Raw genomic sequence first — 12,997 nt, 5'->3', positions numbered from 1 at the left:
TCAGCCTCCCGTGCACCGAGCAAAGCCGTTTCCCGGCCTATGATCCGATCGGCGCAGACAATTGATTCAGAAGATCGTTTCGATCGTCGCCCCGTGGTTTCTGCCGCGGGCGATGAGGAACTGCAAGCCGACCTTCGTGTGACCATTGCGCACAAGGTTGTCGATCAGTTTAGACGCGGCTTGCTCCGACTCCACAAGCACGAAGCCGGTGGGTCCCCAGGAACTTTGCCCGACGCCGGGCGCGCCGGCCCGGGCCGCCTCGTCCAGGACGCGCCCGACCGCGGGCGAGGTGAAGCGCAGCCCGCCCTGAGCCGGCGCGAAGTGATCGCCGAGCCGGGCCTGGATCTCCGTCAGCCCGGCGCCGACGGCGGCGATGTCCGCCTCGGCGAGACCGGGCAGCAGGCGCATCATGACCAGCCTGCAGAGGTGGGCGGCCTCGGCGGCGGGAAACAGCGGCAGCGCCTGGAAGGCGGCGGATTCCTTCGGTCCGTGGACGCCCTCCATGGTGGGATCGAGGATCAGCACCATGCGCCAGGCTTCGGGGAAGGACATGCGCGCGATCACCGGGGGCACGGCGCCGTTCGGTCCGCGGCCGCCGTCGACCACGAAGCCGCCGGAGAGGAAGGACGCGACGCCGATGCCGGACCGCGCGCCGCGTTCCAGGAAAGCGCCCAGCCGTGCGACGTCCACCGCGACGCCGTTGAGGCGGCCGAGGCCGGCGGCGAGGGAAAGGGCGAGCTGCGTGCCGGAGCCGAAGCCGGCGTGAGCGGGCATCGTCTCGCGGATGACGATTCGCCCCGCTGCCGGGACACCGATCAGGTCCGCCGCCTCACGGGCGTAGCGCAAGGCGCGGTCGGCCTCCGGACCGTCGGCGGAGAGCGTGTCGGCGTGGCGGATCTCGATGTCCAGAAAGGGCTTGTCGACGGCGAGACCGATCGAGCCGAAACGCCGGCCGAGGTCGCCGTTCATATCGATGAGGCCGAGGTGCAGCCGCGCCGGAGCCTTGATCCTCACCCCGGATCCCGTGTTCGGCCCTGCCATGCGTCCTCGCCTCTTCGTCGCGCGTCACCGGGATGGTGGCCGCCGGCCGGCGCACCACCTATCATCATCGCGACCGTTGCCGCCATGCTGCCAGTGTGGCGCTGCGAGGAGGAGGATGCAACGATGGCCGACAAGACCTATACCGACGCGGAAGTGACCGAGCGGCTGGCGCGCGAACTGCCGAAATGGCGCCTGGAGGACGGCTGGATCCGCCGCACCTACAAGACTGCCTCCTGGAAGAGCACGCTGATGGTGATCAACACCGTCGGCCACCTTGCCGAGGCGGCGTGGCACCACCCCGACATCACCGCCTCCTACGCCTGGGTGGAGGTGCGCCTGATGAACCACCACGCCAAGGGAATCACCGACAAGGACTTCGCGCTCGCCAAGAAGATCGAGGAGGTGGTGCAGTGGCAGCCCGGCAAGGAAGGCGAGGGCCTGGAGGGCACGCCGGAGAAGGACCAGCGCTTCGCCTACGTGCGCTACGACGATTGATGCGCGCCGCGGGCCGCAGCGTGGGGCGGCGGCAGGGATCATGAGGCGGCTTTCGGTGGAGGAGCTCGTCGCGCTCGTGGGACGGGCCGGCGGTTCGGGTGCTGAGTCCTCGGACAACGGCCCGCCCAGGCTGGCTGAAGACGTCGCCCTGCCCGCGCCCTTGCCGCAACAGCCTGTAGCGCGCCGTGCGGGACGGGCTGTTTCGTCCGCCGACCTGCTCGGCGCATCCGCCACGTCGCCGGTGATGCTGACCGGACCGTTGCTGCGGGTTCGGATCGGCGACCCCATGCCGGCCGGGGCGGACGCAGTGATCGATCCGGACCTGATTCAGGCGGTCGGTCCGGCGGCGATGGCGACCGGCGAGGCCGAGCCCGGCGAAGGCGTGCGGCAGGCCGGGACGGACGTGCCGCCAGCCGGATACCTGGTGCCGGCGGGGAGCGTTCTCGATGCCCGGCTTGCGGCCGTCCTCGCGTCGGTCGGCCGGCTGTCGGGCGCATTCGGGTGCGCCCGGCTGGACGCCTCCGACAGGGCCCTGCCGGACCCAGCGGTGCTCGCCGCGGCCGGGGCGCTGTTCGGGCGGATCGCGCTTCCGTCCGGCCTCCGTGTGACGCTCAGTTCCGATCCGGATGCGGAGCCGGTCTTCGGCGACGAACGGGTCCTGGCCGACGGCCTCGCCCTGCGGCCCGGCGACCAGACGATCGCGATGGAGGGCGGCGACGGGGTCAGGTTGATCCTGCCGGCCACGCTGGATTCCGTGGTCGCGGTGGCGGCGATGCTGACGGCCTTCGGCGTGGTCGGCCTGGAGGGCGGCGTGCTCGCCCGCAAGGTCGCCTCCCGCGTCGGCATCGCCGAAATCGCGCTGCTCCGCCGGGACGGCGAGGCGTTCCAGGTGCTTGCCACGGGCGATTGGCCGCTTTGGGCGATCGCGGCTGCGACCCATATGCTGCTTGTCCCACCGGCCAGCGAAGGCTATCCGCCGGGAACGGCGGTCCAGGCGCTGCCGATCGGAGCATGGGCACGTGGCTGACAGGTCTTCCGACCAGGAGCAGTTCCTCACCGTCGTCTCGCGCGACGAGGCAATCGCGCGGTTCCGCGCGGCTCTCGACCCGCGCCCGCTCGGCAGCGAGAGGGTGCCGCTGGACGAGGCCGTCGGCCGGGTGCTCGCCGCCGACATCGCCGCGCCGGTGGACGCGCCGCCGTTCGACCGTGCGCTCGTCGACGGTTTCGCGGTGCGCGCGGCAGACCTGGCGGGCGCTTCGGAAGCGGCGCCCGCCGTGCTCCGCCTGCTGCCGGAGGTGATCGCCTGTGGCGTCCAGCCCACCCTCACCGTCGAAGCGGGAACGGCCACAGCGATCGCGACCGGCGGCCCCCTGCCCCGCGGCGCCGACGCTGTCGTCATGGTCGAGCACACCGAACCGGCCGGTCCGGACGCGGTCGCAGTCGCCAAGGCCGCGAACCCGGGACAGTTCGTCGGCTACGCGGGCAGCGACATCGCCCGTGGCGAGACGCTGCTGCGGCGGGGTGCGGTGATCGGCGCGCGCGAGATCGGCATGCTCGCCACCTGCGGCCTCGGCGACGTGCCGGTGTTCGTGAAGCCGCGTGTCGCGGTGATCTCCACGGGGGACGAACTGGTCGAGCCCGGCCGGCCGCTCCGCCCTGCCGCGGTGTTCGATGCAAACGGGCCGATCGTGGCGGCGGCGCTCCGCGAGAACGGATGCTCGGCGGTGCGGCTCGGCGCGTTGCCGGACGATCCGGAAATCCTGGCGCGGGAGATCCGCCGCGCGCACACCGAGCACGACGCGGTGATCCTTTCCGGCGGCACCTCCAAGGGCGCGGGCGACCTGACGTACCGCATCGTCGCCGACCTGGGGGCGCCGGGCATCGTGGTGCATGGCGTGGCGCTGAAGCCGGGCAAGCCGCTGCTGCTGGCGGTCGCGGACGGCAAGCCCGTGGTCGTGCTGCCGGGCTTCCCGACGTCGGCCATGTTCACCTTCCACGACATCGTGCTGCCGGTGCTGCGCGAAATGGCCGGACTGCCGCCGCGCGGCGCCGCGTCCGTGCAGGCGACCGTGCCGGTGCGCGTCGCGTCCGAACTCGGCCGTGCGGAGTTCGTGATGGTGTCGCTGCTGAACGGGCCCGACGGGCCGCTCGCCTACCCACTGGGCAAGGGCTCCGGCGCGGTCACCGCCTTCGCCCGGGCCGATGGGTTCTTCGCGGTCGACGCGCTGGCCGATGCGATGCCGGCCGGATCGAAGGTTACCGTCACGCTTTTGTCGGAGGGCGCGGGGCCACCGGACCTTTCCGTCGTCGGCAGCCATTGCGTCGGCCTGGACGCGGTCGTCGGCGCTCTCGGCGATCGACGGCTGACCGTTCGCACCGTCGCGGTCGGCAGCCTCGGGGGGCTGACGGCGCTCGGCCGCGGCGAGTGCGACATCGCTCCGATCCACCTGCTGCACCCGGAGACCGGCCGCTACAATGTGGACTGGCTGACGCCGGAGATGACGCTGGTGCCGGGCTGGCGGCGCATGCAGGGCATCGTTCACAGGCCGGGCGATGCCCGCTTCGAAGGACGTTCGGTGGAGGCGGCGGTCGAGGCGGCCCTGGCGGATCCGGACTGCCTGATGGTCAACCGCAACGCCGGATCCGGCACGCGCATCCTGGCGGACCGGCTGCTCGGCGGGCGCAAGCCGCCCGGTTCCTCCAACCAGCCGCGCTCGCACGATGCGGTGGCAGCCGCGATCGCCCAGGGACGCGCCGACTGGGGCCTTGCGATCGAACCGGTCGCCCGCCGGTCGGGATTGCGGTTCATTCCGATCGGGCCGGAGCACTACGACTTCGCGGTCCGCACCGCCGATCTGGAAAAACTGGCCATGCGCGCCTTCGTCGAGGCGCTGGATGCGCCCGCCGTTGCCGCCGTGCTCTCGGAGCTGGGGTTCGAGCGGGGCTGAGGCCGCGACAAACCACGCCAACGCCGTCGCTTGCGACTGTCGGAACTGACGGCCCATAATGCGTTCAACAAGAATCTCATGATCGGGGGGAGACGTGTCGCACGACACACCAGCACGGCCGGCCGATCCGCAAGCGATCGCCCGAGCGGCGGACATTCTGGGAAAGGCCAGGAACCCGGTCATCGCGGGTCTCGGCTGCGACGTGGACGGGGTTCGCGCCGCCCTTCAACTCGCCGCCCGAATCGGGGCTGCGATCGACCATTGCTCCATTGCCCATGAGCGGGTGGAGCTGCGCACGCTGGCCGACAGCGGCGTGATGAACACCACCGTCTCGGAGGCGCGGCACCGGGCCGACCTGATCGTGCTGGCCGGTGCCGGAGCCGTCGCCTGGGCCGACCACGGCAAGGCGCTCGCCGATGGCGGCGGGCTCTATTCCTGGCGCGGCGACCGCGGCGTGCTGTGTCTGGCCACCGGCGAGGCACGACCCGCCCATGTTGCCGTCAACGGCGACGTTGCCACCCTCGGCGACGGGCTGCCGCTGCACCGGATCGTCAGCCTGATCCGGGCGCGTCTGGGTGGCCGCCCGATCGGACCGCTGCCGTCCAACGGCCCGAGCGCGGAGGCGATCGACGCGGTCGCGCTGCAGATGAAATCGGCGAGCTTCGGCGTGATCGTCGTCGACCCCGAGGAGGTCGACCACGTGACGTTCGACGCGATCCAGGGGCTGATCAAGGACCTGAACGCCGAGACGCGCTTCACCTCGCTCTCCGTTCCGGCCAAGCATCACGGCCGCGGCGCGAACCTGGTGTCCGCCTGGACGACAGGCGACCGCCTGCCCGTCGGCATGGGCCGAGGCTATCCCGAGCAGGACGACTGGCGCTTCGACGCGGAGCGGCTGGTCACGTCCGGCGAGGCGGACGCGCTGCTCTGGATCGGCGTGCTCGGCGGCGACCTGCCCGCGTGGTCGGGCCGAGTGCCGACGGTGGCGCTGATCCACCACGGCGCCAAGGCGAACACGGCCGACGTGAGCGTGGAGGTCGGCGTGCCGGGCGTGACGCACGGCGGCGTGCTGACCGACAGCATCCGCGACGGCTTCACCTACCTGGAAGCTAAGTCGCCGCAACCCCTTCCCACGGTGGCGTCCGTCGTCGCCGCGATCGAGGCCGCCATCGCGGGAGCAGCGCCATGATGATCAGGCTCAAGGGCGGACGCGTGGTCGACCCGGTTTCGGGGGCGACCACTGTCCGCGACGTCTACCTGAAGGACGGGCGGATCGTCGCCGCGCCGACCGGCGAGACGATCGACGAGACCTACGACTGCACCGGCAAGATCGTGATGGCCGGCGGCGTCGACGTGCACAGCCACATCGCCGGCGGCAACGTGACCATGTCGCGGCTGCTCCTGCCGGAGCTGCATGTCAGCGAGGCGCCCGGCGCGGAGGGCATGCCTTTCTCCACGGCCAAGTGGTCCGGCTGGGAGATCGGCCGGCTCTACGCCGAGATGGGCTTCACCACCGTGGTCGAGCCGGCGCTGGCGCCGAGCCAGGCGATGCAGACGCATCTGGAACTCGCCGACATCCCGATCATCGATCGCGGCGCGCTGACGGTGGTCGGCAATGACGACCATTTCCTGTCGCTGCTCCGCGACCGGGAGGGTGCCGCCGCGCTGCGCGACTCGATCGCCTGGCTGGTCACCCAGTCCCGCGGGCTCGGCATCAAGGTGATCAACGCCGGCGGCCCGGCGGCCTTCCACTCCGGCCTGCGCACCTTCGACCTGGACGACGTGGTTCCGCACTACGGCGTCAGCTCGCGCCAGATCGTGCAGACCCTGCTGACCGCCGCCGCGGACATCGGGATCCCGCATCCGCTGCACGTGCACGCCAACAACCTCGGCGTCCCGGGCGCGCCGAAGACGATCGCCGACACGATCGCGGCCGCCGAGGGCCGGCCGCTGCACTTCGCGCACATCCAGTTCTACTCCTACGGCAAGGACGCGGAGGGCGGCATGACCTCCGGCGCGGAGGCGATCGCCCGGTCGCTCGCCGACGCGCCCAACATCACCTGCGACGTCGGACAGGTGATGTTCGGGCCGACGGTGACCATCTCGCTCGACCTGATGAAGCAGTGGCAGGGCGCCGCCTACGCCAGCCCGAAGAAGTTCTCGCTGACCGACGGCGATGCTGAAGGCGGCGGCGTGGTGCCGCTGGTCTACAAGAAGACCAACTGGGTGAACCAGCTGCAGTGGGCGATCGGCCTGGAGCTGTTCCTGCTGTCGCCGGATCCCTGGCGCGTGCTGATGACGACCGACCACCCGAACGGCGGTTCGTTCACAACCTATCCACAGATCATCCACCTGCTGATGGACCGCGGCGAGCGCGAGCGCTGGATGGAAAAGATGCCGGAAAAGGCAAAGGAGCGGACCGGCCTTGCCGATCTCACCCGCGAATATACGCTGGAGGAGATCGCCATCATGACCCGCGCCGCGCCGGCAAAGCTGCTCGGCCTGTTCGACCGCGGGCACCTGAAGGAGGGCGCCGTCGCCGACGTCGCGGTCTACGACGACCTCGCCGACAAGTCCGCCATGTTCGGCAGCGCCGCCCTGGTCTTCAAGGACGGCCGGCTCGTGGTGCGCGACGGCCGTGCGCTCGGCTGGGTGCACAGCAAGACCAGCATCCTTTCCGCCGACTACGACAGCCAGATGGACCGGCGCATGGGCGACTACATCACCGACCGCTACGGCGTGGGCCCGAGCGCGTTCTCCGTTCCCCAGGCCGCCTTCGGCGACCGCGACGTCTTCGAGGCGGTGCCATGCCTGAAATGATCGTCAACGGCGTCCGCATCGACGACGGCTTCGCGGAAGCCTTCGACATGGCCGCGACCGGCGTGATCATCACCGCGCCGACGCGCAAGTGGGCCGAGATCGCCGCGCGCACCATGACGGGCTTCGCCACTTCCGTCATCGCCTGCGGTTGCGAGGCAGGCATCGACGTGGAGCTGTCGCCGGAGGAGACGCCGGACGGACGGCCGGGCTTCCGCTGCCTGATCTTCGGTTTCGACGGTCCCGGGCTGGAGACGCAGCTCAGGAACCGCGTCGGCCAATGCGTGCTGACCTCGCCGGGGTCGGCCTGTTTCTCCGGCATCGACGGCGGGAAGCGCCTGAAGCTCGGCGCCACGCTGCGCTTCTTCGGCGACGGGCATCAGATCGCCAAGAAGCTCGGCAGGACGCGATACTGGCGCGTGCCCGTCATGGACGGCGAGTTCACCGTGGAGCACGACACCGGCCTGCACGAGGCGGCGATCGGCGGCGGCAATCTCCTCATCCTCGGCCGCAGCCACGCGGAAGTGCTCGCGGCGGCGGAAGCGGCGGTGGAAGCGGCCTCCACGGTGAAAGATGTGATCCTCCCCTTCCCCGGCGGCATCGTCCGTTCCGGCTCGAAGGTCGGGTCCAAGTACAAGGGTCTCGTCGCCTCCACCAACGACGCCTTTTCGCCGGTGCTGCGCGGCAATCCGAACTCCCAGCTGGAGGCGGACACCGGCGCCGTGCTGGAACTCGTGATGGACGGCCTTTCCTTCGATGCCATCAAGGAATCGATGCGGAGGGGCCTGCATGCCGCCTGCGCCTTCGGTCCGGAGAAGGGCATCCAGCGCATCGCCGCCGGCAACTACGGCGGCAATCTCGGCCGGCACCACTTCCACCTGAGGGATCTTCTCTGATGGCTGCGCTCGGCTTCACCCTCAGGCACGCTCCCCCGGAACGGCTGGACCTTTCCCCGCTGATCCCGGCCGAACTGGCCGGCAAGTCGCTGGCCGAGATCGAGAAGATCGCGGTCGGCACCTCCCGCGCCGGTGTCCGCGTCGGCGACGTCTTCGCCGTCTCCGGCGAGGTGGGCGATGAAATCCGGTTCGAGGGCCACGCTCGGCTCGACAACATCGGGCGCTCGTTGAACGGCGGCCGGATCATCGTCGACGGCGACGTCGGCGCCTACCTCGGACGCGGCATGAAGAAGGGCGCGATCGAGGTGTCCGGGTCGGCCACTGGCCCCTACGCCGGCACAATGATGACGGGCGGGGCGATCCGCATCGGCGGCGATGCCGCGGACGGCACGGCCGGGTCGGTGCCGGGCGCCATGCACGGCATGGCCGGCGGACTCATGGTGATCGCCGGGGCCGCCGGCGCCTACCTCGGCGACCGCATGCGCCGCGGCGTGATCGTCGTGCTCGGCGGCACGGGCGACGCCGCTGGGGCGCGCATGGTCGGCGGCACCATCGTCGCCGACAGGCTGGGCACCCGCGCCGGCGCGGGCATGAAGCGCGGCACGCTGATCGCCACGGCGGTGGACGACCTGGAGCCGACCTTCGTGCCGACGGGCACCTACGACGGCGTGTTCCTGGCCATTCTGGCCAAGCACCTGGCTACCGAGGCGCCAGAAGCCGAGGACCTGGTGCCGGCCCGGACCCGCCGCTTCCGTGGCGACATGGCCGCGCTGGGCAAGGGCGAGGTGCTGGTCGGCGGGTGACGGGCCGGTCGCGTCCGCCTCAGGTGAACTCGTGGTGCCGTGCGATCAGATCTTGTTGCAGTGCACAAACGTGGTAGTCTTGGTTTCGACAGTCGAGGCCGGAGACTGCTGAATGAGCTGGGCTTTGCGAACGGGCGGGACCCTCGGGTCCCATGGTCTGAAGGCGAACGAGAAGACGAAGCCGCGATCGATCCCGAAGGCTGCGGCCGGTACGCCTGAGACTGACGACGAGCGGCTCGACCCGCAGCCGGTGATCCCGGCCGACTTCCGATTTCCCGACCCCGGATCCCGTGGATAGGACTGGATGGCGCCGGCCTGTGAAGGCCGGCACCAGCCGTTCCGGAGGCGTACGCGCTACTCGGTCGCGACCGGGTTGTTGGATGGCGCGACATCCTCGGTAACAGGCGCCGGCGGCTGCGTGGTGGCGCCGGTGACAGACGAGCCTTCGCCCGGCGCGGGCGCGCTCGCCTCGTCCGGCACGCTCTCGATGCTGGACGTTTCGACCCCGCCCCAGAGGGCGATGCCGAGGATCGCCACGACAAACACGCCGATGACGAGGGTGATGAGGCCGCGGTTCTGGCGGCTGCGGCGGTGCGGATCGAGCGGAGGGGTCATGGGCTTCTCCCGGTTCGGCGGCGGCTGCCGCGGTGATCGGAAGACAAAGCCGGCCGGGTGCGATCCGGTTCCCGTTCAGCCTCTGGTGGCGGCGATGCGCGGATGGACGACCCGATCGCCCGGCTTCAGGCCGATCCTCTCCGCCGTTCCACCGTTGAGCTCCAGCACGAAGCGGACGTTCCCCTCCGACGGCACCAGCGCCTCGGACAACGGGGTGGTGCGGTGGGCGATGTTGGCCACCGTGCCGTCCTCGCGGATGAAGATGATGTCGAGCGGCAGGTAGGTGTTCTTCATCCAGAAGGTGGCCGGCGCGTTGCTGCCCATGTCGAAGAGCATGCCGTGGCCGGGCGCCATCTCATGACGATCCATCAGACCCTTGGCCCGCTCGGCCGGCGTGGCGGCCAGTTCCACGGAGAAGGTGTGAGGGCCGGCTGCCGTCTCGACGACGAGCTCGGTGCGAAGGACGGCGGCTTCCTGCGCCGTTCCCGGTGCAGTCCAGGTGAACGTGGCGGCCGCGCCGGCAAGTGCGGCGGCGAGAAGGAGTGCGGTGAGGACGGGCGTTCGCATCGGCATCTCGTCGGTGAAAGCGGGCGTCTACGAGAGCAGCGCCTCTTGTCCGGATCAAGGCGCGCTGGACGCCGCAGGTGCGCTTCCGCGTCTGCAAGAGGCCGTACCCACAAGCAGAATTGCCCCACGGTCGATGACGTGGAGCAACCTTTCTTCCAGGGATCTGGGACTTAGTGCGATGAGGGAATACCGCCGGGCGTGAGCGGCCGGATCTCGGCAGCCATGAGGCCCTTGGGTCCGTCGCCGAATCGGACGAGCACGGTCTGTCCCGGGCGGAGTTCGGCGATGCCGTAGCGGCGCAGGGTTTCCATGTGGACGAAAATGTCCTCGGTGCCCTCGCCGCGGGTGAGGAAGCCGAAACCACGGATGCGGTTGAACCACTTCACCACGGCCTGCTCCAGCCCGCTGTTCGGCACGACCTGGACGTGCGTACGGGAGGGCGGCAGCTGGGACGGATGCACGGCCGTGCTTTCGTCCATGGACAGGATGCGCAGCGCCTGCAGGCCCTTCTGCCGGTTCAGAACCTCGCAGACCACGCGGGCGCCTTCGTAGGCGGTCTGGTAGCCGTCCCGCCTCAGGCAGGTGACATGAAGGAGCACGTCCGACATGCCAGGCTCGTCAGGAACAATGAAGCCGAAACCCTTGGCAACGTCGAACCATTTGATCGTGCCGGCGACCTCGATCACATCGATGGCGCCGTCCTCTTCGGCGCTCAGCCCCCGCTCAACATCCACGTGACCCTTCGCCATCGAATGCCCCCACTGACGCCGCAACTGTTCACCTGCGCATCCAGCCCCGGGCGCGCAGGCGAATCCTTAATGAGACATTACTACCGAACGGACCAAGGCTCGCAAGGCCCGTCGTTAACCAATCCGGGCCCGTTTCCGGCCGCCGGGGACGATAGCCCGGGAGGTGGGCATTTCGGCCACAGTCCGGCCCAGGGACGGCGGCCGAAGGAAGCTGGAAAGTGGGACAAATCAGCGGAATCCGCCGGAATCGAAGGCCGAATCACGGCGACGCGGGTGTTGCGCCGAGCAAGTTTCGCCCTACTAGTGGGAGACCGGGGGCCAGCCAGACGACAACTCACGAGGTCATCATGCGATATCTGCATACCATGGTCCGCGTCCGCGACATCGACGAGGCGCTCGACTTCTATTGCGGCAAGATGGGGATGGTGGAGGTGCGCCGAAGCGAGAGCCAGCAGGGCCGCTTCACGCTGATCTTCCTGGCCGCGCCCGAGGACGTGGACGCCGCCCGCACAGGCGCGGCCCCGCTGGTGGAGCTGACCTACAACTGGGATCCGGAGGTCTACGGCGAAGGCCGCAACTTCGGTCATCTTGCCTACGAGGTGGACGACATCTACGCCACCTGCCAGCGCCTGATGGACGCCGGGGTGACGATCAACCGGCCGCCGCGCGACGGGCGGATGGCGTTCGTGCGCTCGCCCGACAACATCTCCATCGAGCTGCTTCAGAAAGGCGCCGCCAAGGCTCCGGCGGAGCCTTGGGCGAGCATGTCGAACACGGGGAAGTGGTAGGCCCGCGGCTCGCTCCGGTTGCGACGGGCCTCCCGAACGGTTCGCACGACGGCGGGACTTTCGGCCGTCCCGCCCGGTGGCGGAGCCCCTTCCGGGGCATTTTCCGCTTGCCTTGGCGGGGCGTTCCGTATTGTTTGGGCGCGCTTCAAGCGCTTGCAATGCGAACCTGCCGATGGGATGGCAGGGGCCGGCCAACGTGGCCGGCGCCGGTTCAAGATCAAGAAGGACTACGGCATGGGTGTCCGGATCGTCGCTGCGGCCGTCGTGGCCGTCACCCTGGCATCCTGTTCCGGCGGCGTCTACGACACCTCCGACTTCGTTTCGGGCAAGATCGCCAAGGCGCAGCCATCCGTGACTTCCGGAACGACCGCGGACAAGGCGCCGGCCGCGCAGACCGCAGCCTCCGGCACCCCGCAAACCACGACGCCGACACCGGTCAAGGTCGCGACCGCGCGCGCCAGCGGCAGCCTGCTCGCCATGTTCGGCATGGGCGGCGGCGGCGCGCCGGAAACCACGGGCAGCGCCTCCACGGCCGCGGTGACGGAGATCGCCGCCGTGGCGCCGGCCACGCCGATCGCGCCGGAACCCGACGTGGAGGAGATCTCCGAGGCCGAACTCGCCGGCGAGCAGGAGGCGGACCCGGCGAAGATCGCGCCGCCGGAGCCGCCCTACGACGACGGGCTGGAGCACGACTTCGTCAACGTCTACACCTCCAAGCCGGAGAAGCCGGTGGAGATGATGGAGGGGCTGCCCGGCGTCAGCTGGGAGGGCAACCTGGTGCTCGCCTCGCGCACGCCCGACGAGGGCAGCCTGTTCGACGGCGCGCAGCATCCGTTCGCCCGCAGCGTGCCCGGCGTGCCGCGCCAGGTGGTGCGGGCGGCCAACGGGCTGCTGCTCGCCCACTCGGCGATCAACGTGAGCTGCCTGAAGCCGCAACTGGTCAACCTCGTCCGCCGCGCCGAATCGCACTTCGGCAAGAAGGTGGTGATCACCTCCGGCTACCGCTCGCCGTCGCACAACAGGCGGGTGCGCGGCGCGCTCCATTCGCAGCACATGTACTGCGCGGCGCTCGACCTCTTCATGCCGGGCGTGGCGCGGGACGACCTCGCCCGCTACTTCTTCGCCCAGCCGGACCGCGGCGGAATCGGCCTCTACTGCCATACGCGATCGATCCACGTGGACGTCGGCCGCAAGCGCCAGTGGCGCTGGCCCTGCCGCCGCAAGCTGGGCTGACGGCCGGCGGCCGCGCGCCGCCGCGATCGGGCCGCAAGCGCCCTG

The 12,997-nt window shown here is 70.2% G+C and carries 13 protein-coding genes; 9 read left to right on the top strand and 4 right to left on the bottom strand.

What is annotated here, in order from left to right:
• Window positions 1-66: 66 nt before the first annotated feature.
• On the bottom strand, window positions 67-1,041 hold the full coding sequence (locus HZ321_RS19715; RefSeq protein ID WP_181704117.1) for a beta-ribofuranosylaminobenzene 5'-phosphate synthase family protein: 975 nt from the start codon (window positions 1,039-1,041) through the stop codon (window positions 67-69).
• Between the two features lie 123 nt (window positions 1,042-1,164).
• Here HZ321_RS19715 and HZ321_RS19710 point away from each other — a divergent pair, with 123 nt between their 5' ends.
• The 7 genes from HZ321_RS19710 to HZ321_RS19680 all read left to right on the top strand — a co-directional run bounded on the left by HZ321_RS19710 (window position 1,165) and on the right by HZ321_RS19680 (window position 9,000).
• Complete coding sequence (locus tag HZ321_RS19710) at window positions 1,165-1,536, top strand: 4a-hydroxytetrahydrobiopterin dehydratase (RefSeq protein ID WP_181704116.1); 372 nt, start codon at window positions 1,165-1,167, stop codon at window positions 1,534-1,536.
• A gap of 40 nt (window positions 1,537-1,576) precedes the next feature.
• A complete protein-coding gene (locus HZ321_RS19705) occupies window positions 1,577-2,563 on the top strand; it encodes a molybdopterin-binding domain-containing protein (RefSeq protein WP_181704115.1) in 987 nt (328 codons plus the stop codon).
• Window positions 2,556-4,484 carry a molybdopterin biosynthesis protein gene (locus HZ321_RS19700; protein ID WP_181704114.1) on the top strand — a complete coding sequence of 643 codons (1,929 nt, stop codon included), beginning with the start codon at window positions 2,556-2,558 and terminating at the stop codon, window positions 4,482-4,484. The genes HZ321_RS19705 and HZ321_RS19700 overlap by 8 nt, the downstream gene beginning before the upstream one ends.
• A 94-nt stretch (window positions 4,485-4,578) precedes the next feature.
• The gene (locus HZ321_RS19695) at window positions 4,579-5,673 is read left to right on the top strand and encodes a molybdopterin-binding domain-containing protein (RefSeq protein ID WP_181704113.1); all 1,095 of its coding nucleotides are present in this window, start codon (window positions 4,579-4,581) and stop codon (window positions 5,671-5,673) included.
• Window positions 5,670-7,304 carry a formylmethanofuran dehydrogenase subunit A gene (locus HZ321_RS19690; RefSeq protein WP_181704112.1) on the top strand — a complete coding sequence of 545 codons (1,635 nt, stop codon included), beginning with the start codon at window positions 5,670-5,672 and terminating at the stop codon, window positions 7,302-7,304. Before HZ321_RS19695 ends, HZ321_RS19690 begins: the two co-directional genes overlap by 4 nt.
• Window positions 7,292-8,197 (top strand): formylmethanofuran--tetrahydromethanopterin N-formyltransferase, encoded by a 906-nt coding sequence (gene fhcD, locus HZ321_RS19685; RefSeq protein WP_181704111.1) that lies wholly within the window; start codon window positions 7,292-7,294, stop codon window positions 8,195-8,197. Before HZ321_RS19690 ends, fhcD begins: the two co-directional genes overlap by 13 nt.
• Window positions 8,197-9,000, top strand: a complete 804-nt coding sequence (locus HZ321_RS19680; RefSeq protein WP_181704110.1) for a formylmethanofuran dehydrogenase subunit C — start codon at window positions 8,197-8,199, stop codon at window positions 8,998-9,000. The genes fhcD and HZ321_RS19680 overlap by 1 nt, the downstream gene beginning before the upstream one ends.
• A gap of 354 nt (window positions 9,001-9,354) precedes the next feature.
• On the opposite strand, the gene HZ321_RS19675 is transcribed toward HZ321_RS19680, so the two are convergent.
• The 3 genes from HZ321_RS19675 to HZ321_RS19665 all read right to left on the bottom strand — a co-directional run bounded on the left by HZ321_RS19675 (window position 9,355) and on the right by HZ321_RS19665 (window position 10,931).
• Entirely contained in the window at window positions 9,355-9,615 is a 261-nt protein-coding gene (locus HZ321_RS19675; protein WP_181704109.1) for a hypothetical protein, read from the bottom strand.
• Window positions 9,616-9,690: 75 nt separating this feature from the next.
• The gene (locus HZ321_RS19670) at window positions 9,691-10,182 is read right to left on the bottom strand and encodes a DUF192 domain-containing protein (RefSeq protein ID WP_181704108.1); all 492 of its coding nucleotides are present in this window, start codon (window positions 10,180-10,182) and stop codon (window positions 9,691-9,693) included.
• A gap of 170 nt (window positions 10,183-10,352) precedes the next feature.
• A complete protein-coding gene (locus HZ321_RS19665; protein ID WP_181704107.1) occupies window positions 10,353-10,931 on the bottom strand; it encodes a cold-shock protein in 579 nt (192 codons plus the stop codon).
• Window positions 10,932-11,278: 347 nt separating this feature from the next.
• Between HZ321_RS19665 and HZ321_RS19660 the strand changes: the two genes are divergently transcribed.
• Window positions 11,279-11,719 carry a VOC family protein gene (locus HZ321_RS19660; protein WP_181704106.1) on the top strand — a complete coding sequence of 147 codons (441 nt, stop codon included), beginning with the start codon at window positions 11,279-11,281 and terminating at the stop codon, window positions 11,717-11,719.
• A 177-nt stretch (window positions 11,720-11,896) separates the two neighbouring features.
• The gene (locus HZ321_RS19655; RefSeq protein ID WP_181704105.1) at window positions 11,897-12,952 is read left to right on the top strand and encodes a D-Ala-D-Ala carboxypeptidase family metallohydrolase; all 1,056 of its coding nucleotides are present in this window, start codon (window positions 11,897-11,899) and stop codon (window positions 12,950-12,952) included.
• The last annotated feature ends 45 nt before the right edge of the window (window positions 12,953-12,997 follow it).

This window comes from Chthonobacter albigriseus (assembly GCF_013839445.1).
In the GTDB taxonomy this organism is placed as follows: domain Bacteria; phylum Pseudomonadota; class Alphaproteobacteria; order Rhizobiales; family Pleomorphomonadaceae; genus Chthonobacter; species Chthonobacter albigriseus.
This window is presented reverse-complemented; position numbering and strand designations above follow the sequence as displayed.

What these genes read in the sequence shown, in the direction of transcription:
- HZ321_RS19675 (WP_181704109.1), bottom strand. Translation starts at nt 9,615, where the DNA reads ATGACCCCTCCGCTCGATCCGCACCGCCGCAGCCGCCAGAACCGCGGC.
- HZ321_RS19715 (WP_181704117.1), bottom strand. Translation starts at nt 1,041, where the DNA reads ATGGCAGGGCCGAACACGGGATCCGGGGTGAGGATCAAGGCTCCGGCG.
- HZ321_RS19690 (WP_181704112.1), top strand. Translation starts at nt 5,670, where the DNA reads ATGATGATCAGGCTCAAGGGCGGACGCGTGGTCGACCCGGTTTCGGGG.
- HZ321_RS19660 (WP_181704106.1), top strand. Translation starts at nt 11,279, where the DNA reads ATGCGATATCTGCATACCATGGTCCGCGTCCGCGACATCGACGAGGCG.
- HZ321_RS19710 (WP_181704116.1), top strand. Translation starts at nt 1,165, where the DNA reads ATGGCCGACAAGACCTATACCGACGCGGAAGTGACCGAGCGGCTGGCG.
- fhcD (WP_181704111.1), top strand. Translation starts at nt 7,292, where the DNA reads ATGCCTGAAATGATCGTCAACGGCGTCCGCATCGACGACGGCTTCGCG.
- HZ321_RS19655 (WP_181704105.1), top strand. Translation starts at nt 11,897, where the DNA reads ATGGCAGGGGCCGGCCAACGTGGCCGGCGCCGGTTCAAGATCAAGAAG.
- HZ321_RS19680 (WP_181704110.1), top strand. Translation starts at nt 8,197, where the DNA reads ATGGCTGCGCTCGGCTTCACCCTCAGGCACGCTCCCCCGGAACGGCTG.
- HZ321_RS19670 (WP_181704108.1), bottom strand. Translation starts at nt 10,182, where the DNA reads ATGCGAACGCCCGTCCTCACCGCACTCCTTCTCGCCGCCGCACTTGCC.
- HZ321_RS19705 (WP_181704115.1), top strand. Translation starts at nt 1,577, where the DNA reads ATGAGGCGGCTTTCGGTGGAGGAGCTCGTCGCGCTCGTGGGACGGGCC.
- HZ321_RS19665 (WP_181704107.1), bottom strand. Translation starts at nt 10,931, where the DNA reads ATGGCGAAGGGTCACGTGGATGTTGAGCGGGGGCTGAGCGCCGAAGAG.